General features: G+C 63.7%; 23 protein-coding genes. 14 read left to right on the forward strand and 9 right to left on the reverse strand.

Annotated features, from left to right (window positions below; genetic code table 11):
• Positions 1-87: 87 nt before the first annotated feature.
• Both rpsO and DBV10_RS10295 read right to left on the reverse strand, forming a co-directional pair.
• Positions 88-354, reverse strand: coding sequence for a 30S ribosomal protein S15 (gene rpsO / locus DBV10_RS10290; protein WP_005793232.1), 267 nt, complete (start codon positions 352-354; stop codon positions 88-90).
• Between the two features lie 106 nt (positions 355-460).
• Positions 461-1,618 carry a pyridoxal phosphate-dependent aminotransferase gene (locus DBV10_RS10295; protein ID WP_124513238.1) on the reverse strand — a complete coding sequence of 386 codons (1,158 nt, stop codon included), beginning with the start codon at positions 1,616-1,618 and terminating at the stop codon, positions 461-463.
• 63 nt (positions 1,619-1,681) lie between these two features.
• Here DBV10_RS10295 and DBV10_RS10300 point away from each other — a divergent pair, with 63 nt between their 5' ends.
• The 11 genes from DBV10_RS10300 to DBV10_RS10350 all read left to right on the forward strand — a co-directional run bounded on the left by DBV10_RS10300 (position 1,682) and on the right by DBV10_RS10350 (position 14,449).
• The gene (locus DBV10_RS10300) at positions 1,682-1,963 is read left to right on the forward strand and encodes a hypothetical protein (RefSeq protein ID WP_124513240.1); all 282 of its coding nucleotides are present in this window, start codon (positions 1,682-1,684) and stop codon (positions 1,961-1,963) included.
• A gap of 112 nt (positions 1,964-2,075) precedes the next feature.
• A complete protein-coding gene (locus DBV10_RS10305) occupies positions 2,076-2,669 on the forward strand; it encodes a GspH/FimT family pseudopilin (RefSeq protein ID WP_124513242.1) in 594 nt (197 codons plus the stop codon).
• Between the two features lie 47 nt (positions 2,670-2,716).
• Positions 2,717-3,220: a GspH/FimT family pseudopilin gene (locus DBV10_RS10310; protein ID WP_124513244.1), complete on the forward strand. Its 504-nt coding sequence runs from the start codon at positions 2,717-2,719 to the stop codon at positions 3,218-3,220.
• The gene (pilV, locus tag DBV10_RS10315; RefSeq protein WP_124513246.1) at positions 3,208-3,846 is read left to right on the forward strand and encodes a type IV pilus modification protein PilV; all 639 of its coding nucleotides are present in this window, start codon (positions 3,208-3,210) and stop codon (positions 3,844-3,846) included. Before DBV10_RS10310 ends, pilV begins: the two co-directional genes overlap by 13 nt.
• An 11-nt stretch (positions 3,847-3,857) precedes the next feature.
• A complete protein-coding gene (locus tag DBV10_RS10320) occupies positions 3,858-4,760 on the forward strand; it encodes a prepilin-type N-terminal cleavage/methylation domain-containing protein (RefSeq protein ID WP_233589882.1) in 903 nt (300 codons plus the stop codon).
• Between the two features lie 32 nt (positions 4,761-4,792).
• The gene (locus DBV10_RS10325) at positions 4,793-5,608 is read left to right on the forward strand and encodes a PilX N-terminal domain-containing pilus assembly protein (protein ID WP_233589883.1); all 816 of its coding nucleotides are present in this window, start codon (positions 4,793-4,795) and stop codon (positions 5,606-5,608) included.
• 42 nt (positions 5,609-5,650) lie between these two features.
• Positions 5,651-9,265 (forward strand): pilus assembly protein, encoded by a 3,615-nt coding sequence (locus DBV10_RS10330; RefSeq protein WP_124513249.1) that lies wholly within the window; start codon positions 5,651-5,653, stop codon positions 9,263-9,265.
• Between the two features lie 26 nt (positions 9,266-9,291).
• Positions 9,292-9,735 (forward strand): type IV pilin protein, encoded by a 444-nt coding sequence (locus tag DBV10_RS10335; protein ID WP_124513251.1) that lies wholly within the window; start codon positions 9,292-9,294, stop codon positions 9,733-9,735.
• A 30-nt stretch (positions 9,736-9,765) separates the two neighbouring features.
• A complete protein-coding gene (ribD, locus tag DBV10_RS10340) occupies positions 9,766-10,872 on the forward strand; it encodes a bifunctional diaminohydroxyphosphoribosylaminopyrimidine deaminase/5-amino-6-(5-phosphoribosylamino)uracil reductase RibD (protein WP_124513253.1) in 1,107 nt (368 codons plus the stop codon).
• Between the two features lie 312 nt (positions 10,873-11,184).
• Complete coding sequence (locus DBV10_RS10345; RefSeq protein WP_124513255.1) at positions 11,185-12,387, forward strand: ammonium transporter; 1,203 nt, start codon at positions 11,185-11,187, stop codon at positions 12,385-12,387.
• A 151-nt stretch (positions 12,388-12,538) separates the two neighbouring features.
• Positions 12,539-14,449: a phospholipase D family protein gene (locus DBV10_RS10350; RefSeq protein ID WP_124513257.1), complete on the forward strand. Its 1,911-nt coding sequence runs from the start codon at positions 12,539-12,541 to the stop codon at positions 14,447-14,449.
• A 110-nt stretch (positions 14,450-14,559) separates the two neighbouring features.
• Here DBV10_RS10350 and DBV10_RS10355 read toward each other — a convergent pair whose 3' ends face one another.
• Positions 14,560-15,531: a tRNA-dihydrouridine synthase gene (locus tag DBV10_RS10355; RefSeq protein WP_124513259.1), complete on the reverse strand. Its 972-nt coding sequence runs from the start codon at positions 15,529-15,531 to the stop codon at positions 14,560-14,562.
• A gap of 233 nt (positions 15,532-15,764) precedes the next feature.
• Here DBV10_RS10355 and DBV10_RS10360 point away from each other — a divergent pair, with 233 nt between their 5' ends.
• Positions 15,765-16,337 carry a hypothetical protein gene (locus DBV10_RS10360; protein WP_124513261.1) on the forward strand — a complete coding sequence of 191 codons (573 nt, stop codon included), beginning with the start codon at positions 15,765-15,767 and terminating at the stop codon, positions 16,335-16,337.
• A 15-nt stretch (positions 16,338-16,352) separates the two neighbouring features.
• Here DBV10_RS10360 and DBV10_RS10365 read toward each other — a convergent pair whose 3' ends face one another.
• The 3 genes from DBV10_RS10365 to DBV10_RS10380 all read right to left on the reverse strand — a co-directional run bounded on the left by DBV10_RS10365 (position 16,353) and on the right by DBV10_RS10380 (position 19,027).
• Complete coding sequence (locus tag DBV10_RS10365; protein ID WP_370451147.1) at positions 16,353-17,531, reverse strand: methyltransferase; 1,179 nt, start codon at positions 17,529-17,531, stop codon at positions 16,353-16,355.
• 174 nt (positions 17,532-17,705) lie between these two features.
• Complete coding sequence (locus DBV10_RS10375; protein ID WP_124513265.1) at positions 17,706-18,230, reverse strand: GNAT family N-acetyltransferase; 525 nt, start codon at positions 18,228-18,230, stop codon at positions 17,706-17,708.
• Between the two features lie 194 nt (positions 18,231-18,424).
• Positions 18,425-19,027 carry a hypothetical protein gene (locus tag DBV10_RS10380; RefSeq protein ID WP_124513268.1) on the reverse strand — a complete coding sequence of 201 codons (603 nt, stop codon included), beginning with the start codon at positions 19,025-19,027 and terminating at the stop codon, positions 18,425-18,427.
• 176 nt (positions 19,028-19,203) lie between these two features.
• Here DBV10_RS10380 and DBV10_RS10385 point away from each other — a divergent pair, with 176 nt between their 5' ends.
• Positions 19,204-19,863 carry a response regulator transcription factor gene (locus DBV10_RS10385; protein ID WP_124513269.1) on the forward strand — a complete coding sequence of 220 codons (660 nt, stop codon included), beginning with the start codon at positions 19,204-19,206 and terminating at the stop codon, positions 19,861-19,863.
• Complete coding sequence (locus DBV10_RS10390; RefSeq protein WP_233589884.1) at positions 19,850-21,751, forward strand: ATP-binding protein; 1,902 nt, start codon at positions 19,850-19,852, stop codon at positions 21,749-21,751. Before DBV10_RS10385 ends, DBV10_RS10390 begins: the two co-directional genes overlap by 14 nt.
• On the opposite strand, the gene DBV10_RS10395 is transcribed toward DBV10_RS10390, so the two are convergent.
• The 3 genes from DBV10_RS10395 to clpB all read right to left on the reverse strand — a co-directional run bounded on the left by DBV10_RS10395 (position 21,723) and on the right by clpB (position 26,315).
• Positions 21,723-23,162: a coniferyl aldehyde dehydrogenase gene (locus DBV10_RS10395; protein ID WP_124513271.1), complete on the reverse strand. Its 1,440-nt coding sequence runs from the start codon at positions 23,160-23,162 to the stop codon at positions 21,723-21,725. The genes DBV10_RS10390 and DBV10_RS10395 overlap by 29 nt on opposite strands.
• 131 nt (positions 23,163-23,293) lie before the next feature.
• Positions 23,294-23,650, reverse strand: a complete 357-nt coding sequence (locus DBV10_RS10400) for a hypothetical protein (protein WP_124513273.1) — start codon at positions 23,648-23,650, stop codon at positions 23,294-23,296.
• 58 nt (positions 23,651-23,708) lie between these two features.
• Entirely contained in the window at positions 23,709-26,315 is a 2,607-nt protein-coding gene (clpB, locus tag DBV10_RS10405; RefSeq protein ID WP_124513275.1) for an ATP-dependent chaperone ClpB, read from the reverse strand.
• Between the last annotated feature and the right edge of the window lie 71 nt (positions 26,316-26,386).

Genomic DNA, 26,386 nt, shown 5'->3' on the forward strand with positions numbered 1-26,386 from the left:
GACACAGCTTCGCTCTGTTTTGCGGCTCCGAAGTAAAAAACGCCTGAGCTAGCGGACTAACCCAGGCGTTTTCGCATGCAATGAAAATTACTTGCGCAGACCCAACTTGGCGATCAGCGCGGTGTAACGGTCAGCGTCCTTGGCCTTCAGATAGTCCAGCAGCTTGCGACGACGGCTCACCATGCGCAGCAGGCCGCGGCGACCGTGGTGGTCCTTGGCGTGCGTCTTGAAGTGGGGGGTCAGTTCGTTGATGCGGGCGGTCAGCAGGGCCACTTGCACTTCTGGGCTACCAGTGTCATTGGCAGCACGGGCGTTCGCCTTGACGACTTCGGCCTTGATGGAGGATGCGATCATGTTTTTCCTTGAAAGTGACCCACCGTGAAAGCAGGCCATGGTTTTACTTGCGCCAGCAGCTGGAACGGCCGCTGGCGTGCGTCTTGCACCATGCAAAACCTTTGGATTATACCCCGAGCCAGGTTTTCAGCCGCCCAGCCCCCTGGACAAGCCGCTCCGGGTCTTTGGAGGCAAAGCACCATCGCAACCAGCCCTGCGCCTCGGGACCGAATGCACTGCCCGGTGCCAGGCCCAGCCCGGCCTCCACCACCAGCCGCTTGGCCACCTCCAGGGAGTCCCCCTGCCCCACCATGCGAAAGAAGGCATACATTCCGCCGGGCGCCGCAGCCACCTCCACACCGGGTACCGCCTGCAAAAGCGGCACCAAGGTGTCGCTGCAACGCTTCAGATGCGCCACCACCCGCGGCGTGATCTCCTCCGCATGCGCCAGCGCCGCCAGCCCGGCGCGCTGCGTGAACACACTGACGCAGGAGGTGTTGAACTCAATCAGCTTGCCCATGTGAGGGGCCATGGACGCAGGCATGACCATCCACCCCAGACGCCAGCCTGTCATCAAAAAGCTCTTGGAGAAACTGTGCACCACAACCAGCCGGTCTTCCGGCTCCGCAAAGTCCAAAAAGCTGGGCGCACAACCGTGGGAGGAGTCTGCGTAGTAAAGGCGTTCATACACCTCATCCGCCAGGATCCAGGTGCCGGTTTCGCGGCAGCGGGCCAGAATGGCGCGCTGCTCATCGTGCGACAGGGTCCACCCCGTTGGGTTGTTGGGAGCGTTGACAATCAACAGGCGGGTTTGCGGAGTGATGGCGGCCAGCAGTTCCTGCAGATCCAGCCCCCAGGCGCCATCAGGCCGGGGCCGCAGCGAAACACAGCGCAGATTCGCCCCCATGACCAAGGGCTGCGCCGTGAGGTTGGGCCACACGGGCGTCACGGCGACCACCTCATCCCCCGCCTCGACCAAGGCCTGCACAGCCAGCATCAGCGCATTGACGCCACCCGAAGTCACCGCAATGCGATCGGACGCCACGGGCCGGTGCAGCCGACTCATATAGGCCGCGATCTCCGCGCGCAACTCCGGCAGCCCCAGGTTGGGAGAATAAAAAGTCTCCCCCCTCCGCAACGAATCCACCGCAGCCTGCCGGACCACCTCCGGAGTGTCTTCATCGCTCTCGCCGAACCAGAACGCCAGCACACCGTCGCGCCCCATGCCTGCGTTGGCGACTTCACGGATGCGGGATTCTTCGAGATTCAGGACCGTAAAGCGCATGGCAACATCCCAATAGTCACAAGATATACAAGAATCGCCATCGTACCGACTCCAGAAACCGCCATGCACTCATCCGCCCATCCATCCACACAGCGTCATCCACAAATCTGGTTTTTTTGCCTGATCCTATTGCTTGCCATCAGCGTTGGCAGCCCAAAAACCGCATTTGCCAAGCGCAAAAGCAGCCCCAAAACGGCGGTCGCATCAACAAAGACAAAGCAGCCCAAGGCGAAACACCAGCGCAGCCCCTCCGAAGAAAGCACCGCAGAGCGCGACCGCAGGCTACTGCGGGAATGCAAGGGGATACCCAATGCAGGAGCCTGCCTGGGATACGCAAAGCCCTGAAAACCAAAACCTGGCGATGGGCACCCCCTTCAATAAAACCGGCCGTCATGCAACAAAAGCCACTCATCCCCACCAACCCGCCTCTTAGGCAATACACACCTACCATAGTTCAATGCCCGCATCCTCCTCTTTAAAGCCCACTCACATCCGAGGCTTCACCGCCATCGAACTGTTGGTGACGGTAGCCATCATCGCGGTACTGGCCGCCCTGGCGGCCCCGAGCTTTACGCCCATCATCGAACGATGGCGAGTTCGTGACGCCACGGAAAGCCTCACGACCGCGTTGTATTTCGCCCGCTCGGAGGCCATCAAGCTAGGCGGGAACATCATCATCGCCAAAAACTCCAGCGACAGCGGGTGCACATCATCGGGAAATACCGATTGGAGTTGCGGTTGGCATGTGTTCTACGACGCCAACAACAATGGAACGCAGGACACATGCAATACCGCCAGCACTCCAAATGAATGCGATCTAAAAATTAGCTCCAATCCGTCACGGCTAAGCATCACCCTGGCAGGCAGCACCGGGATCATTGCGATCAACCGATGGGGCATGCTGGCCAGCACAGTGAATGCAACAGCCCCGTCCTCCATGGATTTCCTGGTCACCCCCCTGGGCAAAGACTCTACCGCCATCAGCGCGGCACGGCTGTGTGCAGGAACAGGAGGAAGAATCACTCAAAAGAAGGGGAGTGATACGTGCTGATAGCGTCTCCTTCATCCTCAGCACGAGGCTTTACTGCCATAGAGCTTATGGTCGTAGTCGCCACTTTAGGGGCGCTCACCGTGCTGGCGGCCCCCAGATTTACGGCACTTATGGATCGCTGGCGGGTGCGCAATGTAACGGAGACACTGGTCAACACGCTGTATTTCGCAAAATCCGAAGCCATTAGAAGAGGAATAAAAATCGGCATTCAAAAATTGCCCAATATTACTGGTGGCTGCCAACTGGCGGGCACCAATCAAGAGTGGGGGTGCGGCTGGATTGTTTTTGTGGACAGTGACGGAAACGGAAAATACAAAACAGGCGAAGAGATTTTGCAGACCTTTGGCACATCCACCAATATTGATGTTATTCACCAATCCGGCGGCTCCGCGATTGCAGTGGATCGAAATGGGAAGATGGACGGACTGAATGCCAAAGGTTTTGTCATTTCTCCTGCATCCACCGGCATTTCATCCCCTGCTACACGCGGCATCTGCATGGCAGCAGGTGGTCGAATCAGAATTATTGAGGACGTTCCATGCTCCAACTGAAAGCTGCGAGATCAACCCAAGCCCAGGGCGGGTTCAGTCTGATGGAGGCTTTGGTTGCTATCGTTGTCATGACCCTTGGCATTCTTGGCATTCTTGGCGTGCAAATGCGCACACTCACGGACACCCAGGCGGGCGTGCGTCGCGCCCAAGCCATCCGGTTTATTGAAGACCTTGGCGAACGACTGGAAAACAGTCCAGATGCACTGAACAACTTGGATGCTTACAAGATAGCGCTTACTGACGCCCTGCCGACAGATACCAGCGACTGCTGCTCCAGCGCCGTCTGCACCCCCTCTGCTTTGGCAGCCTGCGACATCAGGCTGTGGCGCCTTCGTGTAGACCAGGCTTTGCCTGGCGCAAAGATGGCCGTCTTTGCGCCCCAGGGCGGCCCGCGCCAATTGGGAGTGATGATCGGCTGGAATGAAAACCGCTACAACCAAAATGGCCAGAGTTTTAGCGCCAGTGATGTATCGACGCTGATCGCCCCCCTTTCCGTATCGGGAACAGACTCTACCGGCGCGACCGTTAGCTGCCCAAGCAACTTTATCTGCCACCTTCAATATATCCAGCCTACCCAACGCTGCACCCCCGGGGATGCAGCGGGCACTCTGTACTGCCCCAATTGAGCAGCCAGCCCATGAAACACCAACCCGTCACACTTATGCCTGCAACACCGTCCATGCCACGTCAACGCGGCGTGACACTGGTGGAGCTCATGGTCGGTATCGCCGTAGGGCTGCTTGTCGTCGCCATCGCCTTGGGCGCACTCATGGCATCGCGCGGCGTATCCGGCACGGTCTCAGAAGCCACATCCTTACAGCAACAGGCATCATATGCATTCAGGGTGATAGGACAGCAAATTCGGCAAGCAGGCAGCCTTGAGCTCAGCCTCAGCCCCAGCATCGCGCCCGTAGCCTCAGACGCCAATGCGGCCATGACCCCTGTCGCCTTTGACCCACCGGACCCCGCTGGGGTTCGCCCCCCTTTCAGCCGAGCCTCCAGCACCCTGGTGGCAGACACCGTGCCCAGCTTCACTTTGGGCTACCAAAATTACATTGAAACCGTTACACCGCCAGCACCAGCGTCCACACCGGTTTCATCCTCCCTGCTGCGCGACTGCCTGGGCCAGAACCCCGCACTGGCAGCCAGTGGCAGTGTCGGTGCTACGCCGGTACTCAGCAGCAAATTCCAGCGCAACACCAGCACAAACGAACTGACCTGCGTAGGCTCAGGCGGAACAAGCCAACCCATCATCGGCAACTTGACCGACATGCAAGTGCGGTATGTACAGCAGGCGCCCAATACGACCAACCTGCAATATTTACCGGCATCTGGCGTTATTGCCAATGCGGCCAGCGCAGCAGGCACCTGGACCAACGTCTATGCCGTAGAGGTGTGCCTCGAACTCACTGGCACGGAGCCAGCCCCCACCGCCGGGGCCACCTACACAAACTGCAGCGGCGCATCCACCGCCTATGGAGACCGTATCAAGATGGTCTTTCGCAACATCTACCAAATCCGCAGCCAAGGACAGGTGTGATGGAGCCCTTTCGCCCTACAAAGCATCTCACCATGCACACAACCCCCATGCCCAACCCATCCGCCAGGCGCAACAGCCAGCGCGGCATGGCGCTGTACGTTGTCATCGTCTTTGTGCTTCTGTCCATGCTGCTGGCGCTGTGGGCTGCACGCACTGCACTGTTCAACGAAATCCTCGTGGGCAACGATGCAGATTACCGCCGCACCTTTGAGGCCGCTCAAGCCATGTTGCAGGATGCAGAGTTTGACATTCGCGGGGTTCAACCCAACGGTGGTGCGTGCACGCGTTCGGCCGGCAACAGCGATATTTGTCGCCCCCCGCCATCCCCCGCCATCCCCGCAAGCGGAGCGGCACCGGCCGTGCCCGCAACCATTGGCGCCGACGTGTACTTTGACTTTGAAACCAAAGACCTTGGGAACATGCTGTCTACCGTGCAGACCCTCAGCCCCAACAGCGCTGGTTGCTACAAAGGTATTTGCCCAAAACGAAATGATCCTCAGGATTTTTGGAATAACAGCACCGCAATGACAGCAATGATTGCAACCAACGTGGGAGCCCGGTACGGCCAATTCACGGGGGTCAGTGCCGCAACAACAGCCAACCCCATATTGGCCGAAGCAACCGCCGGCAAAGGTGCTTGGTATTGGGTGGAAATACTTCCCTATCTAGATCCCAATGTATCACTGCTTTCCGGAATGCCGCCTGGCGCCAATGTGGAACGATTCGCACCAATGCGCACAAAATTGTTTGTCTATCGCATTACAGCCATAGCGCGCGGAAACAAGCCTGGCAGCGAAGTGGTTCTGCAGTCTACGTTGTCGCTGCAAGACCCCAACAACGCCAAATAGCCTCAAGATTCATTTATCAATTTTTATTATTGGAGTTCCGCCATGCGAATCACCAATCACCCGCAACGCACGACCCTTGCCATTCTCATCGCAGCCATCTGGGCGCCATTGACTGCTTGGTCTGCACAAATTCCTCTGGTTCAATACCCCGCAGGTACGGCCTACAAGGCTCCGGTCCCCAATGTTATTTTGACTGTTGATACCTCGGGAAGCATGGGAACCGTTGATTCTGGGCAAACAAAAAGCCGACTCAAAAATGTGATTGATGGCCTCAATGGCACACTGATCAACAGCACAAAATACGATGGCCAGTTTCGCCTGGCATGGCAATCTTTCACATGCAACAATATTCCATCCAATGGAGGAAATTGTGCCGGAAAGAATGCCATGGGGAAATTTGAAAGCACACATAAAACAGATTTTGGAACCTGGGTTTCAAAGCTTGTCACGGGCACATCTTCCGGCACCACAAATACACCGTCTCACATGGTTGTTTGGAATGCCGGCGAATACCTGAAAACCACAGGAAGCGACAACCCTTGGAATGCCACCCCCGGCACCGCCGACTCCAGCCCGCTGGCCTGCCGCCGTGCCTACCATATTTTTCTGACCGATGGCGGCTGGAATTACAGCACACCAACAACCTACTACCCAGCCAACCCCCCCAGCAAAGCCGGTGCGGCAGATGGCTTCTCATTCAACACAAAAATCAGAGCCAGCGACCCTCTTGCGCAGAGCATGCAAAATGCCGACGGCAAGGCTGCAACCTTTCCCGATGGCACAACCTACTCCATAGCATCCAACCAAACAAAAATATACAGGGATGCCTATGGCGCAAACAGAACCATCAAAAATACAAATGACAACATAACTTACGCCTATCCAACCCTGGCCGACATGGCGTTTTATCACTGGGCTACAGACCTGCAACCAGGAATTAACAACAGTGTTATTTCAAAAATAAGAAAGACAGGCACCGAAACTTACAACAACGGTACTGGGGCCAGTGCAAAATCAGTCACCTTTGACGAATACTGGAACCCCAAAAACGATCCCGCAAACTGGCAGCATCTGGTGCAATACACCATTGGCTATGGCGATACCGCCGCCAGCTTAACAAAGATCAACACCACATCACCCCAATGGGCGGGAGGGATGTTCTCTATGTACAACACCGACAGCAACGGTGTTGGCTATGCCAGCCTTGCCGTGGGTAACACCACCTGGGATGACGTTACCTCTGCAGCGGCAGATGGCAATTATGATGGCTACCGACCACAAGAAATGTGGCACATGTCCATTAATAGCCGTGGCAAATATTACCCCGTTACCGGCGATCTGACGGCCGTTTTCGCAGATATTTTTGATGATATTGTTGTAGATACAACGGCCCCCATTTCAGGCTTCACCTCTGCATCTGGCTCTGTGAGTCGTGTGGGCACACAATCATTCCAAACAAACTACATCGCAGCAGACGATGGGAATTCGAATGACAATCGCTGGTATGGCCATGTCACATCCAGTTCTATCGACACATCAGGAAATTTCACCCCCAACGCCGATTGGGGGCTGGCGAGCGGCAGCACCACCAAAGGCTTATCCACCGCAGACAAACTGGCAACCGTGGACATTAACACCCGGTTGATACTTTCATACAAAGTTCAAACCACACCTGCCTCCACGGGCATTTCTTTCAAATGGGCCAATTTGAGCACATCGACGACTGGTGCATCGCAGCAGATGTGGCTCAACAACGGAACGGTGGGCTCGACCAGCACCATTGCAGGAGATAGCAGAGGTCAGGATCGACTCGATTTCATTCGCGGCGACCGCACCAAAGAGGCAAGCAACTACAGCGGATCCAATACCACGGCCACATTCCGCAATCGCAAAAACCGCCAGGGGGACATCGTCAACTCGGCGATCTGGTATGTCGGCCCCCCAGCCAGCGGTAACTCCGCAAGTTCTTACAGCACGTTTGCAGCCAATAACCGCGGGCGCTTGCCCATGCTGTATGTAGGCGGCAATGATGGCATGCTGCATGGTTTTTCCGCAAAAGATGGCACAGAGAAAATTGCCTATGTACCCCATGGTGCAGTTCAGAACCTTTCCTCACTGACAAACACCAGCTATGACCACCGCTACTACGTAGATGGATCACCGCTGTCCGGAGATATTAATATTGGCACTACCGCCAGTCCAGACTGGCGCAGTTACCTTGTTGGAACAATGGGGGCCGGTGGCAGAGGATTTTTCGTTTTAGATGTAACAAAGCCCGGGCCATTGGACTCATCCTCTTCGGTACCCTCCCCGGCCACCAACTTCTCAGAAGCCAATGCAGCCAGCCTCGTGGTAATGGACAAAACGGCGGCCCCCATCAGCGATGCAGTCCCCCCCGCAAAACCCGCTGACGCAAATGCAAGCCCTGATATTGGTCACATTTTTGGGGCTCCCGTGGTGGCAGAGAGCAATCAGCAGCTTGCCCTACAAATTACCCGCACCAATGATGGCCGATGGGCCTACATCACAGGCAATGGCTACAACAGCGCCAATGAGCGTCCCGTCTTACTCATTCAGTACCTGGATGGAGACAAGTCGCTCAAGACCATTCCTGCGGTGGCTGTTGGTGCTGCAGAAGCCGTGGGCAATGGCCTCTCGACCCCGCAATTTCTGGATGTGAATGGTGATGGTTCGCCAGACTTTGTCTATGCGGGCGACTTGCGTGGAAACATGTGGAAATTTGACATTTCCAATATCGATGCGACTCAGTGGGGCGTGGCATTCAGCGGCAGCCCATTGTTTACAGCAACTTATACCTCTGGAGGGTCAACGAGTCGACAGCCCATCACAGCACCACCGGTTCTTCGCCCCAATCGCACCGTGGGAGGGTTGATGGTGGCTTTCGGTACTGGGCAGAACTTGACGGAAGGGGACCGCAGTGACACCTCCGTACAAACCGTTTATTCCATACTCGATAACACCAGTTATCTCATTGAAAATACGGGGGCGAATGCAGGCAAGGTAAAGGTCAAAACGTCCGGCCCAACCCCCGCCACAGTGAGCGGCCGCAGTGCCCTGCAGGCAGAAGCCGTGAATGATGGAGCAGACAACACCACCGCGGGAACAGGCTTGGGCACTGCGGGTGCAGGTGTCAGCACTGGCCGTTCTTTCTGGACCCTCACCACCCAGGAGGTGAAATATGTCTGCAAACCCACCGACGCTGGATGCACAGTCAAGATGGGTTGGTATATGGATTTGCCGGTGGCAGGTGAACGCGTTACCTCCAGCTTCGCTTTCTATAATGGTGGCAATACGCTAGAGATCATCAGCGAGAAGCCCGCTTCTGGCAGCGCCACCGCGACAGGGCAGGAAGTGTGCGCCCCCCAGCCAAGCGCTGCAAAAACATACCGGACGCTTGTCAACATTGCCTCTGGTGCGCCTGCCCCGCTGCCCATCATGGATGTGAATGGTGATGGGTTGTACAACAGTTCAGACATGAGCGGCACCACAAACTATGCACGCATGTCTTCCTCCAGCAAAGAATTGCGCTTTACCACGGGGACGAAACAGATCCGCAAGGGCAATGACGGCAAGAGCGATGCTCTTAAAATTTATCCGCCCTTGTTGCTGCGCCCTGGCTGGCGGCAGTTGAAGTAATCATTGCCGTACTAATGAGAAATTTTATGTACTACAGCTCATCACCAAGAAATTCTCGGGGTTTCACACTGATCGAATTGATGATCACTGTGGCGATTGTGAGCGTTCTCTCTGCCATCGCTTACCCTAGTTATCAAGAGTATGTCCGCAGAGGTCATCGCGCAGATGCTCGCGCGGGTCTGCTCCAGGCACAGCAATGGCTCGAGCGAGCGGCGACTGCCACAGGCAGTTACCCTACAGCCTCACTCCCATCAGCGCTAACCTGGTCATCGGACGGTAATAAGCGATACACCATTGCACTTGCGGCAAGCAATACAGCAACGGCCTACACTTTGACGGCAACACCCAAATCCGGCCCCCAAGCCAGCGATAAATGCGGAACCTACACACTAAGCAATGCAGGCCTGCGCGGAGCGGCAAGCAAGACATCCGACCAAGCAGGCTATAACACAGACTGTTGGGGCAAGTAGTCGCGCATGGCGCGCTAACATCGTGGCGCCATGACAGATACCTCTCGCCATATCCACCAAGCGCTTGGGCTCGCCGCCCAGGCGCTTTTTGTTTCCAACCCCAATCCGCGCGTTGGCTGCGTGCTGATGGCACCAGATGGCCAGGAAATAGGCCGGGGCCACACCCAGCAGGCCGGAGGCCCCCACGCGGAAGTGATGGCGCTGCGCTCGGCGCAAGAGGCGGGGCACAGCACACTCGGCGCCACGGCCTATGTGACCCTGGAGCCCTGTGCGCACCAGGGGCGCACAGGGCCGTGCTGCGATGCACTGGTGGCCGCCGGGGTGGGCAAGGTGGTGGCGTCTCTCACGGACCCCAACCCCTTGGTGGCGGGGCAGGGATTTGCCCGGCTGCGCGCTGCGGGCGTGGCGGTGGAGGTGGGCCCGGGGGCGGCCGAATCACGCGAACTCAATATCGGGTTTTTCAGCCGGATGGTCCGGGGCACGCCGTGGGTGCGCCTCAAGGCAGCGGCTTCGCTCGATGGCACCACGGCGTTGCCCAACGGGGTCAGCCAGTGGATCACCTCGCCCATTGCGCGCGCCGACGGCCATGCCTGGCGTGCACGCGCCTGCGCGGTGCTTACCGGCATCGGCACCGTGCTGGACGACGACCCGCGCCTCGACGTGCGCGAAGTGCCCACCCCGCGCCAGCCCCACATAGTGGTGGTGGACAGCCAGCTGCAAACCCCGCTGGATGCTCGCCTTTTCATAGCTGGTCGCGCTTGCTACATATACGCTGCCATTGGAAATGAGGAAAAAAAGGCTGCACTGGAGGCCCGTGGTGCGACCGTGGTCTGCCTGCCCAATGCCCAAGGCAAGGTGGACTTGCCGGCGATGCTGCGTGATCTGGCCGCCCGTGGCGTCAACGAATTGCATGTAGAAGCCGGCCACAAGCTCAATGGCTCATTGGTGCGGGAGGGGCTGGTGGACGAAATGCTGGTCTATGTGGCGCCCCTGCTGCTGGGGCCCGGCCTCGGGCTGGCCCATGTGGGGCCCTTTGAAGCCCTGTCCCAGGGGTTGGCGCTGAACTTCCTGTCCGTGGAACGGATGGGGCCCGACCTGCGCATCGTGGCCCGGGTGCCGGGGCGCGACGCCTTCTGACGACCTGCGCTGGCACGGGGCACATGCCCCTGCACCGCCCCGCCGCCCGATCGGTCCCTGTACCGCCGCGGGATGGGACAGGATAGGGCGCAGCGCCATCCCTTGATCGAGATCGCGTCGAACTCGAGAGCGTTTTGCCAAGCAGGCACTCGTCGCCCCCCCCATCCACGCTCATCGCACCGCGACACCGCCCCATAACAGTGCAACACACCGCACCAATAATTGGCACGACTTTTGCATCAATCTGGTGCAAATCTGCTGCAGACACCCAAAATGCACCAGAGTCGATCAATCTACTAACGCGAGGATGTTATGGAAGCACTCAAACAGGGCACGGACGCCCTGTTCATTCTGCTCGGGGCGATCATGGTGTTGGCCATGCATGCCGGTTTTGCCTTTCTGGAGCTGGGCACGGTCCGCAAGAAGAACCAGGTGAACGCGCTGGTGAAGATCCTGGTGGACTTCTCGGTGTCCACGGTCGTTTACTTCGCAGTGGGGTACAGCGTGGCCTATGGCACGCATTTCTTCATGGGGGCGGAGTCGCTGGTGCAGCAAAGCGGCTATGCGCTGGTCAAGTTCTTCTTCCTGCTCACGTTTGCGGCGGCGATTCCGGCCATCGTGTCCGGGGGGATTGCCGAGCGGGCCAAGTTCTGGCCCCAGCTCCTGGCCACGGCGGTCATCGTGGGTTTTGTGTACCCCTTCTTTGAAGGCATTGCCTGGAACCAGCATTTCGGCGTGCAGGCCTGGATCAAGGCCGTCACGGGCGAAGAGTTTCACGACTTTGCCGGCTCGGTGGTGGTGCACGCCATGGGCGGCTGGATCGCCCTGCCCGCGGTGATCCTGCTGGGCTCGCGCGCCAACCGCTACCGCAAGGACGGCGCGATCTCGGCCCATCCGCCGTCCAACATCCCCTTCCTGGCGCTGGGTGCCTGGATCCTGGTGGTGGGCTGGTTTGGCTTCAACGTGATGAGCGCACAGACCCTGGACAAGATCTCGGGCCTGGTGGCGGTGAATTCGCTCATGGCCATGGTGGGCGGCACGCTGGCCGCGCTGGTGCTGGGCAAGAATGACCCGGGCTTCGTGCACAACGGCCCGCTGGCCGGGCTGGTGGCGGTGTGTGCAGGCTCGGACCTGATGCACCCCCTGGGGGCACTGGTGGTGGGCGCGGTGGCGGGCGCCATCTTTGTGCTGATGTTCACGCTTACCCAGAACAAATGGAAGATTGACGACGTGCTGGGCGTCTGGCCCCTGCACGGCCTGTGCGGCACCTGGGGGGGGCTGGCGGCCGGCATCTTCGGCAGCAAGGCGCTGGGCGGCCTGGGCGGCGTCAGCCTGTCGGCGCAGCTCATTGGCACGGGGCTGGGGGTGGTCTGGGCGCTGGTGGGCGGCACCATCGTGTACGGCATCCTCAAACAAACGGTGGGCCTGCGGTTGACGCAGGAGGAAGAGTTCGACGGGGCCGATCTGTCCATCCACAAGATCAGCGCCACGCCCGACCGCGAAGTGAGCTGGTAAGCCAGCACCGGGCCTCCCAGGTTGCGGCACGCCGATCTGTCGGATGGGCAGACTTCGGCTTCTTCCGGCCGGCTTGGGCCGGAGCCCGGTGGCGGGATACACCTTGGCGCAGCGCTCCCGCGGCGCCAGGGTCACAATCCCCCATCGCGCCATGCCCCACCTGCAACCCCCCCTCCCACCCCTGGCATCCCTGGCCCGCTGCTGTCGGCGGGCCGTCGCCGTGGTGACCACCGTGGCTGTGCTGGGTTGCGCGGGCTTGCCCAAGGATGTGGACCGGCCGGTCTCCACCGCCTTGCAGAACCCCGGCGACACCGCATTGGGTCAGCTGGTGGAAGCCCGCCGGGCAGCCCAGGGGGCGCGGCACCCCTCGGGCTTTGTGCTGCTCAGCGGGCCCCAGGCGGCCTACAGCAGCCGCCTGGCCTTGGTCGATGCCGCCCAGAAAACGCTGGACTTGCAGTACTACGCCATCCATGCCGACGCCAGCAGTGAGCGCCTGCTGCTCAGCGTGGCGGCCGCCGCCCGGCGCGGCGTGCGGGTGCGGGTGCTGCTGGACGACTTCCACAGCACCGGGCGCGACGCGCTGGTGATGCGCCTGGCCTTTGTGCCCAATGTCGAGATGCGCATGTTCAACCCGCTCACCGGCGCACGGGGATCGCCCCTGGTCCGCGTGTTCAGCCTGCTGGGCGACTTTGCGCGCGTGCAGCAGCGCATGCACAACAAGCTCTTCATTGCCGACAACGCGCTGGGCGTGACCGGGGGCCGCAACCTGGGCGATGCCTACTTCGGCAACTCCGAATCCGGCAATTTCGTGGACCTGGACGTGCTGGCGGCGGGAAGCATCGTGCAGGATCTTTCGCGCAGCTTCGACAGCTACTGGAACAACGAGCGCGCCTACCCCGTGCAGTCGCTCATCACCCGCGAGGAACTGAACCGCCTGCGCGAGAGCATCCTCGCCGCCGACGCTGCACAGCGCGAGCGCATTCCGGGCCAGGGCAGCGCCGCGGCCACGCAGCGCGCACGCATCTGGAACCACGAACCCATGGACCTGGAACAGGCACCGTTCGTCTGGGCGCCCGCCGCCGTGCTGGTGGACCACCCTGCCAAGATCCCTGCCGATGGCGCGTCCGCGCCCACGCTGCCCGCACAAGCCCCACCCAAGGCCTCACCGGCCACCATCGCCGCGCTGGTGCGCCCCCGTGCCACGGCAGCGGCCGCTGCCGCTGCAACGACCCCGCCCCCCAGTACCATCCCGGCAGCAGGGCCACCCGCGCCACAGCTCCCAAGGCCTGGGGCGGGCACCGCTCCAGAGCCTCCAAAAACCGGCAATGGCAATGGCAACGGCAGCACGGACAAGCCCACGCCCTTTCCTGCCCCCGACAGTGAACCGTCCGACGCGCAGGCCGATACCGTGGTGGACGGCTTGTTGCAGCTCATGGGCCAGGCCCGGCGCGATCTGCTCATCATCTCGCCCTACTTCGTGCCCGGCCCCGACATGGAGCGCGCCTTCGCCGCCGCCCGTGCGCGCGGCGTGCGCGTGCGGGTGCTCACCAACTCCCTGGCCTCCAACGACGCGCCCATCGCCCATGCCGGCTACGCGCGCCACCGCCCCGCGCTGCTGGCCATGGGGGTGGAGCTGTATGAAATGCGCAGCGAACTCACCGGGGTGCTGCGCGGCGCACTGGGTGCGACCGGGAGCACGGGGAGCATGGGCAGTGCCGGGGCCAGCGGCAGCGCGCGCGCCATGCTGCACTCCAAGCTGCTGATCCTGGACGGCCGCCTGCTCGCCATCGGCTCCATGAACCTGGACATGCGTTCCCAGCGGCAGAACACCGAGGTGGCGCTGTTGATACGCAGCGCCGACCTGTCACGACGGGCCACGGCACAAATCGACGCCGCCCTGCAAAATGCCGCCTGGCAGGTGCAGCAGACGGACAAGGGCCTGGTATGGCGTGCCCCCCAAGGCAGCGGCCTGCCCGATGCCACCACCGAACCCGATGCCAGCACCCCCTTGCGGCTGATGCTGCAGCTGCTGGGCCCCCTCGCGCCCGACCATCTGCTGTAGCGTCCCAGGGGCTGGATGGCGGCTTCATCGGCTCCAGTCCCTGCGCCGATCTCCACGCCGGGGCGAATGCCGCAGTGCCAGCAGGCGCCGCCCACAGCTGGCACCGGGAATCAAACGCCGACGGTAGCCTCGGCCTGCAGTGCAAGCACCCAGGCAGTGATCGCGCGCTGGTCCGTCATGGTGCGCACATGCTGGTAGGCCACCTCGGCCTCCACAAAACGCCTGCGCAGCAGGTTGAGCCACTGCTTGAGGCGCCCCGCGCGCTGGCGGGGCTCCAGGTCATCGCACACCAGTTGCCAGAAGGCTGCCAGATGGGGAATCAAATCGACCCACATCACGGTGTCGGTGCCGGGCTGTCCTGCGTCAAAAGCGCGGATGGCACGGGCCAGGCCCGGGTCGGCCACCATGCCGCGCCCCAGCATCAGCGCATCACACCCGGACACATCCCGGCAGCGCAACGCGTCAGCCACCGTCCATATTTCGCCATTGGCCACCACCGGGATCGCCACGGCGGCACGGATGGCCGGGATGTGTTCCCAATACGCAGGCGGGCGATAACCATCGGCCTTGGTGCGCGCGTGCACCACCAGCTCAGACGCCCCTCCCGCCTGCATGGCCTGGGCACATTCGCGCATCAGCCCGGTGTCGTTGAAGCCCAGGCGCATCTTGGCCGACACCGGCAGGTGCGCCGGCACGGCACGGCGCACAGCCCCCACCACGGCGGCAATGCACTCGGGCTCCTGCAGCAGCGCGGCACCACCGCCGTGGCGGTTGACCACCTTGGCGGGGCAGCCGAAGTTCAGGTCGATCCCCTCGGGGCCCAGCGCGGCCAGGCGCGCAGCATTCTCGGCCATGCTGACCGGATCGGAGCCCAGCAGCTGCGCCCGCACGGGCACCCCGGCCAGCGTGCGGCTGCCGTTGCGCAGCTCGGGCACATAGCGCAAGAACACCTTGTCGGGCAGCAGCGTGCCCGTGATGCGGATGAACTCCGACACGCAGCGGTCCACCCCGCCCACGCGGGTCAACACATCGCGCAGCACAAAATCCAGAAGCCCTTCCATGGGGGCAAGCAGCAGGGTCATCGCAGTCGGGGGCTGTGCAGGGCCGGGCGCAGACCGGGGCACCCTGCATAAATATCAAAACAGGCTACAGCGCTTGACAGACAAGCGCACAAAGCTATCAAAAAATGAGCAACCTCTCATTCGCCCGCTGGGGGTGCCAAGAGCGCCACCCCGGATTGTGCGGCAAAGGGTCATCACGGCGTCATGGCAGGCGGCTGCAATCACGGACATCCATCCGTGACCGGAGCCCCCCCATGCTGCTGCAAAAAACCGACAAAGCCCGCCTGGAGCTCTCGCCCGGTGTGCGCACCCTGAGCCTGCGCGAACGCTCGCTGCTGCTGCTGGCCGACGGCAAGCCGCTGTCCGACCTGCAGGCCATGTACAACGGCATCGGCGCGCAGATCGTGGACAACCTCATGCGCCAGGGCTACCTCACGGGGCCCGCTGAGCTGCCACCACCCACCATGGCCCCCGATCCTCACAGGACCGAGGCCACCAGCCATGGCCCGTCCATCGAGCGGCCGGAACCGGGCGAATCCCTGCGCTCGCTCGCCGGTGCGCGCATGTACCTGTTCGACACCTGCGAACGCTTGTTTGCCCGCCGCGACCCGGTGCTGGCGCAGCATTTCCGCGAGGCCCTGCGCACGGCACGGGACCGCAGCAGCATGCTGGACGTGGGGGACGCCATGTTCGAGGAAGTGGGCCTGACCGCAGGGGCTGAGCGCGCCGCCAGCCTGCGCGAGCGGCTGGAACAACTGCTGCCCCGCTCCCCCGAAGCCGCCCCCGGCCTCTATACCGCCACGCAGCCCGCGCTGCTGGAGGGCTGAGCGCCGGAGGCCGCCTCAGCCGGCCGCAGCCAGCCGCCAGAGCGAAGTCACCTCGGCCGCCCGCGCCGCATGCAAGGCATCGCCCGCATCGGCCGCCTTGGCATGGACCGGTTTGACATCGTGCCGCCCACGGACCACCAGGCCGGCCTCGGCAATCCAGCCCAGCAGCTGCTCGCGCGGGCGCAGGCCCAGGTGCTCGGCCAGGTCCGACAGGATCAGCCAGCCTTCGCCACCGGGCTCCAGGTGCTCGGCCAGGCCCGCCAGAAAACCGCGCAGCATGCGGCTGCCTTCGTCGTACACCGCATGTTCGATGGGCGAGCTGGCGCGCGCCGGCACCCAGGGCGGGTTGCACACCACCAGCGGAGCACGGCCGGGCGGAAACAGGTGGGCCTGCTGCAGATCGACCTGGGGCAGCACGCCCAGGCGCTGCAGGTTGTCGTGCGCACAGGCCAGGGCCCGGGGGTCCTGGTCAGTGGCAACCACCCGCTGCACGCCCCGGCGCACCAGCACGGCAGACAGCACCCCGGTGCCCACACCGATGTCAAAGGCCAGGGCCTGGCTGGGCAGCGGGGTGGTGGCCACCAGGTCCACGTACTCCCCACGCACGGGCGAGAAAACACCGTAATGCGGGTGGATCCGGTCACGCGGCGCGGCCCCCAGCGCGGGCACCTCCACGCCCTTCTTGCGCCACTCGTAGGCGCCCACCAGGCCCAGCAGCTCGCGCAGCGTGGCCACGCAGCGCTGCCCCGTGGCCGGCCCCCAGGCCTGGGTGCAGGCCTCGCGCCAGTCGGGCGCACGGCGCAGCGCAATGCCGTAGTCGCCCTCCAGCGGAATCAGCACCGACGCCAACACCCGCGCGCGCTGCGCCTGGGCCTGGCGGTGCAGGTGAAAAGCCTCGGAGGGCGTGGCCACCACGGCTTTCTGGGCGGCCTTGGCGGCAGCGCGGCGGTGCCTGCCGGTCTTGGAGTCGGTGCGCCGCATGAGCGCCTGCAGCAAATGCCTGGCGTTCTGGAAATCGCCCTGCCACAGCAGGCCGGTGCCCTCGCAGGCCATTCGGTAGGCCGTGTCGGCCGCCAGGGTGTCATCGGCCACCACGACCCGGCGCGGCGCCGGGGCCCCGCTCTCGGAGCGCCACAGGGCTTCTTGGGATTGGCCCTGATGGGTCCAAGGAATCACGGAATGGGGTGTAGGCATCAGGATCTGACAGTGCCGCGCACAGTCCGCAATGTTTGAAACGGGCGCGCGGCAGGCCAGGGATGCCGAGCAAGGGCCGCCCCGCCGCGATGGCATCGTCCCCCTGCCCGCGCAGCGCAGCGCAGCGAGAACGGGGGGAAGGAGCGCAGCAACGCAGGGGGGTGGTGTCGCACTTTATGCGTTGATCGGGCGCTTCAGGCGCACTTCTTCGATCTTCACGCCGCCAATCACGGCGGTCTTGGCGGTGGAGAGTTCTTGCTTGAAGCCTGCCAGCTCGTGGAAACGAATGGCGCGCTCGTTGCGCAGCGGCACCCATGCGGTGACGTTGGTGCAGCCTTCTTCGTGCAGGCCGTCGCGGGCGGCATCCCACAGCGCCAGGCCCACGCCCTGGTTCCAGTGGGTGGGGGCTGCGTAGATGGCCCAGATTTCACCGGTGGTGGGGCGAGACTTCTCATCGCGCGAGCGGTCGTAGCCCACAAAGCCGACGATCTTCTCGCCATCGACCGCCACCTGCACCTGGGGCTCGCAATATTCAATGGCCTCGCGCCAGTAGGCCTGGCGCTTTTCGACCGACGACATGGATTTCAACTGCTCGTCTGGCACCAGCCCTTTGTAAGCCTCATGGGCGGAAACGGTGTGGATCTGGGCGATGGCTTTGGCATCGCGAAGCGTGGCGGGACGAACCTGGATACTGGACATGAAAAAACCGAACGAAAACAGGGAATGAAAATGCGAAAGGACGGCATTGTCGCCGCAAACGGTTTTTCACCCCCCGGAGGGCCCCGCTTTGCCCTCGCCAAACGTTCGGCTTCGCGCCCCAAAATGCGGTCTTTGTGGCAGGCGTCGCCAGGCGCCCGGCCTTGCTGCACAACGGCCCAAGCCCATTGACCGTGTCAGGCCATGGCCATCGAACCCGACAGCGAAGCACCAACCCCCACCGAGGCCGCCGCGCGCTGCACCATGGCCCGCTTGTTGCGCGGGCGCGGCACATGCACCACCGGCGGCGCGCCATTGATGGCCGCCAGGCTGAGCACCAGGGTCACCGTGCGCGAGCCCGCATCCCGCTCGTCGGGGGCATAGGCGCGGTAGCTGCCGTTGCCCGGTCCATGGCTGCGCTGCACCGCATGAAAAGCCACCCGGGCCCCCGTCACCCGGTGGCCGCCAAAGGGCAGCACCCGCAGGCGCGCATCGCGGTCGAGCGCCAGGCCCAGATTGCCCGGGCGGTTGATCAGGTCGGTGCGGATCGCACGCCAGGTCTGCCCCTGGTCGGCAGAAAACTGCCAGGTCCCGGCCTGGGCATCCAGGTGCTCGATCACCACCCCGGCTGCGGCCAGCATGTCGGGGCAATGCTCTTCCACGATCTGTGCCAGCGTATTGCCTCCGAGGCCTGCGCCCGCTGGGGCCATGGCATCAGAGGCGGTGGCCGGTCGCCGGTCTGCCCCCCTGTGGAGGCTGGCTGAAGGGGTGGAGCCGTGGATCAGAGCATGGGTGGTCATGGGAAACCCTTTGAAAACGAAGTGTGAAGACGAAGGTTTGCGCATTGGTGCGCACCCTTAGAACCGGTTCCAAGTGCTTTTCAATGCTTGACGGAAAGTCTAGAAAGTGACCTACCCTGCGTCCATCGCACAAATGGACTAGCCCGCAACACCCCGTTGTGCGCAATACTTGCCCAATGAGTGCCCCCCTGAGTGCCCATCCCAGCGCCCACCTTCTGCTCGTGGACGACCACGCCCTGTTCCGCACCGGGCTGCGCCTGATCGTGCAGGACCACCCCTGCGTGGGCGCGATTGCCGAGGCGGGCTCCATCGCCGACGCCTGCGCGCTGCAGCAGGCCGATATCGACCTGGTGCTGCTCGACATCCAGCTGCCTGGCATGAGTGGCCTGGACGGCCTGCGCCTGCTGCGCCAGGCCTGCCCCCGGGCCCGCATCGTGCTGGTGTCCGCCAGCGTGGCACCCGACGCCATCCACGAAGCACGCGCCCGGGGCGCCGACGGCTTTCTGCCCAAGTCGGCCAACGCCGAAGACATCCTGGAGGCCATCACCTGTGCGCTGTCGGGCCAGCCCTGCTTTCCGATCAACAGCGGCAACAGCGCCACCACGCGCGGGCCCGATGCGCCCTCGCTCACGGCGCGCCAGCTCGATGTGCTCTCGCTGCTGTGCACCGGCAAACCCAACAAGGTGATCGCCCGCGACCTGGGCCTGAGCGAAAACACGGTGCGCGTGCATGTGGCCGCCATCTTTGCGCAGCTGGGCGTGAACAGCCGCAGCGCCGCCCTGCTGGCCGCACAGCGCCTGGGCCTGTCGACACCACAGCTCCATGACACCCTCTGACGCCGCGCCCGAACCCCCAGGCGCCCAGCCCCCCTCCCGCTGGGGCTGGCCGGTGTGGGAGCGCGACGAGGTGCTGCGCGAGCAGGTGGCCCTGCTGCGACAGAACTTTCCGATGACGCTGCTGGCGTCGCTGGCCACCGCGCTGGGCACCCTGTGGGTCATGGCCCGGGTGGCCGACACGCAGGCCACCACCGTCTGGCTGTCCACCCATGCGCTGGTGATTGCGGGCGTCTATCTCACGCTGCGCAGCATCTCCCCTTTTACCGACCCGGCACCCCAGGCCGCGCGCAAGCTCATCGCCTGCATGGCCGCCATGGGGCTGAGCTGGGGCAGCCTGGGCTATGTGGTGCTGTACTGGGGCACGTCCGACAGCGTGATCTATGCCATCGGCATCATCAGCACGGTGTCCTCGGGCGCACTGGGCCTGGGGGCGCCACTGTACCGGGCCTATGTCACCTACCTCACCAGCGCCATCGGCGGGGTGATGCTGGCCGTGGCGCTGGCCGGGGGGCCCGTGATGTGGCCGGCACTGTTCCTGACCGGCGTGTACTACGCGCTGACCTGCCTGCAGGCCCGCACCGCCGACCGGGCCACGCGGCGCAGCATTGCGCTCAAGCTCGAAAACGAGCGCCTGGTGAACGAGCTGCGCGCCGAATCCCAGCGCGCCCTGGCCGCGCAGGGGGCCGCCGAGCAGGCCGACCGCGACAAGTCGCGCTTTCTGGCGGCGGCCAGCCACGACCTGCGCCAGCCCCTGCATGCCATGGGCCTGTTTCTCGAATCGCTGCAACGCAGCCCGCTCAACGACCACCAGCGCACCGTGCTCAAGCACGCGCACGCGGCCTCGGGTGCGGCGGCCGAAATGCTCACCACGCTGCTGGACTATTCGCGGCTGGAAGCGGGGGTGGTGAAGGTGCGGCCCGCGGCCTTTGCGGTGCAGCCGCTGCTGACGGCGCTAGAGCAGGAGTTTGGCGTGCAGGCCGACACCGCCGGGCTGGTGTACCGCACCCGCGAGACCTCGGCCGCCGCCTTTGCCGACCGCTCGCTGGTCGGGCTGGTGATGCACAACTTCATCTCCAACGCGTTGCGCTACACCGCGCGGGGCGGCGTGCTCATTGCCTGCCGCACACGGGGCAAACGGCTGGCGCTGGAGGTGTGGGACACCGGGGCGGGTATCCCCGTGCACCAGTGGGAGGACATCTTCAAGGAGTTCCACCAGCTCGGCAACCCCGAGCGTGACCGACGCAAGGGCCTGGGCCTGGGCCTGGCCATCGTGCAGCGGCTGGCGCGCGAGATGAAGACCTCGGTAGAGCTGCGCTCACACCCCGGCCGGGGCTCCGTCTTTCGGCTGTGGCTGGACCGCTGGCAGGGTGCGCTGGAGGACGACGCCAGCCCCGCCCCCTCCGCCCGCAGCCTGGCCGGGCTGAAGGTGCTGGCCATCGACGACGACGAGGCGGTGCGCCTGGGCATGCAGTCGCTGCTGCAAAGCTGGGGCTGCCAGTGCCTCACGGCCGAGTCCAGCGCCAATGCGCTGGAGGCGCTCGAAGACGTGACCCCCGACATCATCATCACGGACTTCCGCCTGCGCCACGAAGAGACCGGCAAGCAGGTGCTGCAGGCACTGCGCACCTACCTGGGCACGCCCGTGCCGGCGATCATCATGACGGGCGACACCTCGCCCCAGCGCCTGCGCGACGCGCAGTCCACCTCGGCCCTGCTGCTGCACAAACCGGTCTCCACCGGCCAGCTGCGCGATGCCATCGTGCAGCTCATCACCCGGCCCCAGCCCCCGGCCCTGGCGGACGATGGCCCCGGGACGGCGCCCGCGCAGGAGCCCCCCGAGAGCGAGCCCCCCGCAGCCGTTACAGCCAGCGGCGCAACAAACCCATGACCTGGTCGAACCGGGCGCCATAGGGCGGATAAAACAGCGAACCCATCGCCCAGCGCGACTGCACCAGCACCGACTTCTGGTGGCAAAAGCGCAGAAAACCCGGCTCGCCATGGTAGGCGCCCCAGCCGCTGTCGCCCACGCCGCCAAACGGCAGGTTGTCGTGGGCAATGTGCATCAGCGTGTCGTTCACCGTCACGCCGCCGCTCACGGTGCGGCGCAGTATGTCGTCACGCACGGCTTCGCTCTGCCCAAACCAGTACAGCGCCAGCGGGCGCGGCCCGGCATTGATGTGGGCAATGGCATCGTCGAGCCGCTCGTACGAGATCACCGGCAGGATGGGGCCAAAAATCTCCTCCTGCATGAGCTGCATCTGAGAGGTGGCGCCAAACACCAGCGTGGGCAGCATCTGGCGGCTGGCGCCATCGCCCAGCGTGCCCACGGTGTGGACCACGGGCTTGCCTGCGGCCGGGTCGATGGCCTGCACCTCCGCCCCCTGGGTTTGGGCCTGCTGCAGCATGGTGCGCAGACGCGCATGGTGGCGCGGCGTGATGATGGAGGCGTAGTCGGCATTGCCCTCGATGGTGGGGAACAGCCGTGCCACCGCCGCCCGGTAGGCCTGCGCAAACTCGCCCTCGCGACCGCGCGGCAACAGCACGTAGTCGGGCGCAATGCAGGTCTGCCCTGCGTTGAGCAGCTTGCCATGGGCGATCTTGAGGGCCGCATCCGCCATGTCGCAGTGCCCGTCGATGATGCAGGGCGATTTGCCGCCCAGCTCCAGCGTGGTGGGCGTGAGGTGCTGCGCCGCCGCCTGCGCCACCTTGCGCCCCACGGCCGTGGAGCCGGTGAACACCAGGTGGTCGAACGGCAGCGAGGCAAACAGGGCCGACAGGTTGGCGTCGCCCTGCACCACGCAAAACTCGTCGGGCGCAAAGAACTGCACCACCAGCAGGGCCAGCTGGGCCGAGGTGTGCGGCGTCAGCTCGCTGGGCTTGAGCATCACACGGTTGCCCGCTGCCAGCGCCGTGATGGCGGGCGCCAGCGCCAGTTGCACCGGGTAGTTCCAGGGGGCAATCACACCCACCACACCCAGCGGCTGGCGCTGGATGAAGGCATGGGCCGGCTGCAGGTAGATCGGCGTGCGCACCTTCTGGGGCTTCATCCACCGGGCCAGGTGGCGCAGCGTGTGCGACAGCAGCGCGCGCAGCACAAAGAAGTCGGCCACCTCGGTCAGGCGCGGCGAACGCATGCCAAAGTCGGCCTGCACGGCCGCCGCCAGCACGGGGCCATGCTCGTCCAGCATCTTGCGAAGGCGCAGCAGCCGCTCGCGGCGCACCAGCAAGGGCACATCGACCTGCGCGCGGCTGGCCTGGCGTTGAAGTTCGAAATGGGCGTGGATATCGGCGGGTGTCATGGATTGATCATAGAAGACACCCCCACGGGCGCATCCCGAAAAAACAGGCGAAACCGGCACACGGACTCGCTGCGCAAGCAGCTCCGCGCTGGACTGGAAAAGGCGCGGCGCACCGGCCGGCCTGCGCCCCGTCAGCGTACTTCTCGCGCCTCGACGTCCGTGACCTCGGCGGCACCGGGCAGGATGCCACCCCGGCGCGATGCCGTGGCCTCGTCGCTGGTGTCATCCGCCGCTGGTGCAGCACCACGGCGGCCGGACGACCAGCGCTCGGTGGAACGGAACACGGTGCGGAAGCCCGTGCGGGGGTCCATGCGCATGGCCCAAGGGGTTACCGGCTGGCCGGTGAGGCGCGCCCAACCGGCACGCAGCATCCAGACCAGCGCCAGCACCAGGGCCGCGACCACCAGGCTGGCAAACAGCACCAGCCCCATGGCGATGACCACCACCCGCAGCAACAGGCGCAGAACGCCTGCAACAAATTCATTCAAACGTCACCTCTCCTTCACATCTTGGGGAAGGGTTTTGGCCCCCTTCCCCAGCCCCCGGTTATTCCTGCGGAGCGACACCGAACTGGAACACGCCCGGCTCCAGCACCGGGTTGACGGTGACCGGAATCACGCTCTTGGGCGGGAAACGCCCTTCCAGCAGCAGCCTGGACAGCGGGTTCTCGATGCGCTGCTGGATCGCCCGCTTGAGCGGCCGCGCACCAAACACCGGGTCGAACCCCACCTTGGCCAATTCTGCCAAGGCGGCATCGGACACCTGCAACTCCAAATCCATCTTCGCCAGCCGGGATTGCAGCAACTGCAGCTGGATCTTGGCGATCGAGGCGATGTGCTGCGCATCCAGCGCATGGAACACCACGGTCTCGTCGATGCGGTTCAGAAACTCGGGCCGGAAGTGGTTCTTGAGCTCGCCCCACACCGCTTCCTTGATGTCGTCCGAGTCCTGCCCCACCATGGCCTGGATCAGGTGCGAGCCGATGTTGCTCGTCATCACGATCACCGTGTTCTTGAAGTCCACGGTGCGTCCCTGTCCGTCCGTCAGGCGGCCATCGTCCAGCACCTGCAAGAGCACGTTGAACACGTCGGGGTGGGCTTTCTCCACCTCGTCGAGCAGCAGCACGCTGTAGGGCTTGCGGCGCACGGCTTCGGTGAGGTAGCCGCCTTCCTCATAGCCCACGTAGCCGGGCGGCGCGCCGATGAGGCGGGCCACCGAATGCTTCTCCATGAACTCGCTCATGTCGATGCGGATCAGGTGGTCCTCGCTGTCGAACAGGAAGCCCGCCAGCGCCTTGCACAGCTCGGTCTTGCCCACGCCCGTGGGGCCCAGGAACAGGAAGGAGCCCGTGGGCCGGTTCGGGTCGGACAGGCCCGAGCGCGAGCGGCGAATGGCGTTGGCCACGGCCGCAATCGCCTCTTGCTGGCCCACCACGCGCTCGTGCAGCTTGGCCTCCATCTGCAAGAGCTTGTCCTTCTCGCCCTGCATCATCTTGGCCACAGGGATGCCCGTGGCGCGGCTCACCACCTCGGCGATTTCTTCGGCGCCCACTTGCGTGCGCAGCAGGCGGCGCGTGGCAGGGGCGCCGTCCTTGCCCGCCTCTTGCGCCTGGGCTTCTTTCAGCTGCTTTTCCAGCTCGGGCAGCTTGCCATACTGCAGTTCAGCCACCTTGTTGAAGTCGCCCTTGCGGGTAAATTCTTCGATCTGGAACTTGAGCTTGTCGATGGCCTCGCGCACCTGCGCGCTGCCCTGGGCCTGGGCCTTCTCGGACTGCCAGATCTCGTCGTAGTCGGCGATTTCCTTTTGCAGCTTGCCGATCTCTTCTTCAATCAGGGCGAAGCGTTTTTGCGAGGATTCGTCCTTCTCGCGGCGCACAGCTTCGCGCTCGATCTGCAGCTGGATCAGGCGGCGGTCGAGTTTGTCCATCACCTCGGGCTTGGAGTCCATCTCGATCTTGATCTTGGACGCTGCCTCGTCGATCAGGTCGATCGCCTTGTCGGGCAAAAACCGGTCGGTGATGTAGCGGTTGGACAGCTCGGCAGCAGCCACGATGGCGGGGTCCGTGATGTCCACGCCATGGTGTACCTCATACTTTTCCTGCAGGCCGCGCAGGATGGCGATGGTCGCCTCCACGCTGGGCTCTCCCACCAGGATCTTCTGAAAGCGGCGCTCCAGCGCCGCGTCCTTCTCGATGTACTTGCGGTATTCGTCGAGCGTGGTGGCGCCCACGCAGTGCAGCTCGCCGCGCGCGAGGGCCGGCTTGAGCATGTTGCCCGCATCCATCGCGCCTTCGCCCTTGCCCGCGCCCACCATGGTGTGCAGCTCGTCGATGAAGACGATGGTCTGGCCTTCGTCCTTGGCCAGTTCATTGAGCACGGCTTTCAGGCGCTCCTCGAACTCGCCACGGAACTTGGCGCCCGCCAGCAGCGCTGCCATGTCGAGCGACAGCACGCGCTTGCCCTTGAGCGACTCGGGCACCTCGCCCGCCACGATGCGCTGGGCCAGGCCCTCCACAATGGCTGTCTTGCCCACGCCGGGTTCGCCGATGAGCACGGGGTTGTTCTTGGTGCGGCGCTGCAGCACCTGGATGGCGCGGCGGATCTCGTCGTCGCGGCCGATCACGGGGTCGAGCTTGCCAATGCGCGCACGCTCGGTCAGGTCCAGGCAGTATTTGGCGAGCGCGCCGCGCTGGCCCTCGGCCTCGGCGCTGTCCACCTTCTGGCCGCCGCGCACGGCGTCGATGGCAGCCTCCAAGCTCTTGCGCGTGAGGCCGTTGTCCTTGGCAATTTTGGCGGCATCGCCCTTGCTGTCGATCACGGCCAACAAGAACAGCTCGCTCGCGATGAACGGGTCACCGCGTTTGATGGCCTCCTTCTCGGTGGCCTGCAGCACGCGGCCCAGTTCGGGCCCGCCCTGCACCTGCTCATTGCCCTGCACCTGCGGCAGGCGCTTGACGGCCGCCTCGGCCGCTGTCAGCAAGCCCGGCACCTGGGCGCCTGCGCGCTGCAGCAACGCCTTGGGGCCGTCGTCCTGCTGCAGCATGGCCAGCAGCACGTGCACGGGTTCGATGTAGGCGTTGTCGTGGCCCAGCGCAATGCTCTGGGCGTCGCTCAGGGCTTCCTGGAACTTGGTGGTGAATTTGTCGAGACGCATGGGTGATGTCCTCCGAATTGCAGAACACTTGGGGCAGGGTGTGCCTGATTTCAAGACAGCCCCTTGGCCCA

The organism is Acidovorax sp. FJL06, from assembly GCF_003852545.1.
In the GTDB taxonomy this organism is placed as follows: domain Bacteria; phylum Pseudomonadota; class Gammaproteobacteria; order Burkholderiales; family Burkholderiaceae_C; genus Acidovorax.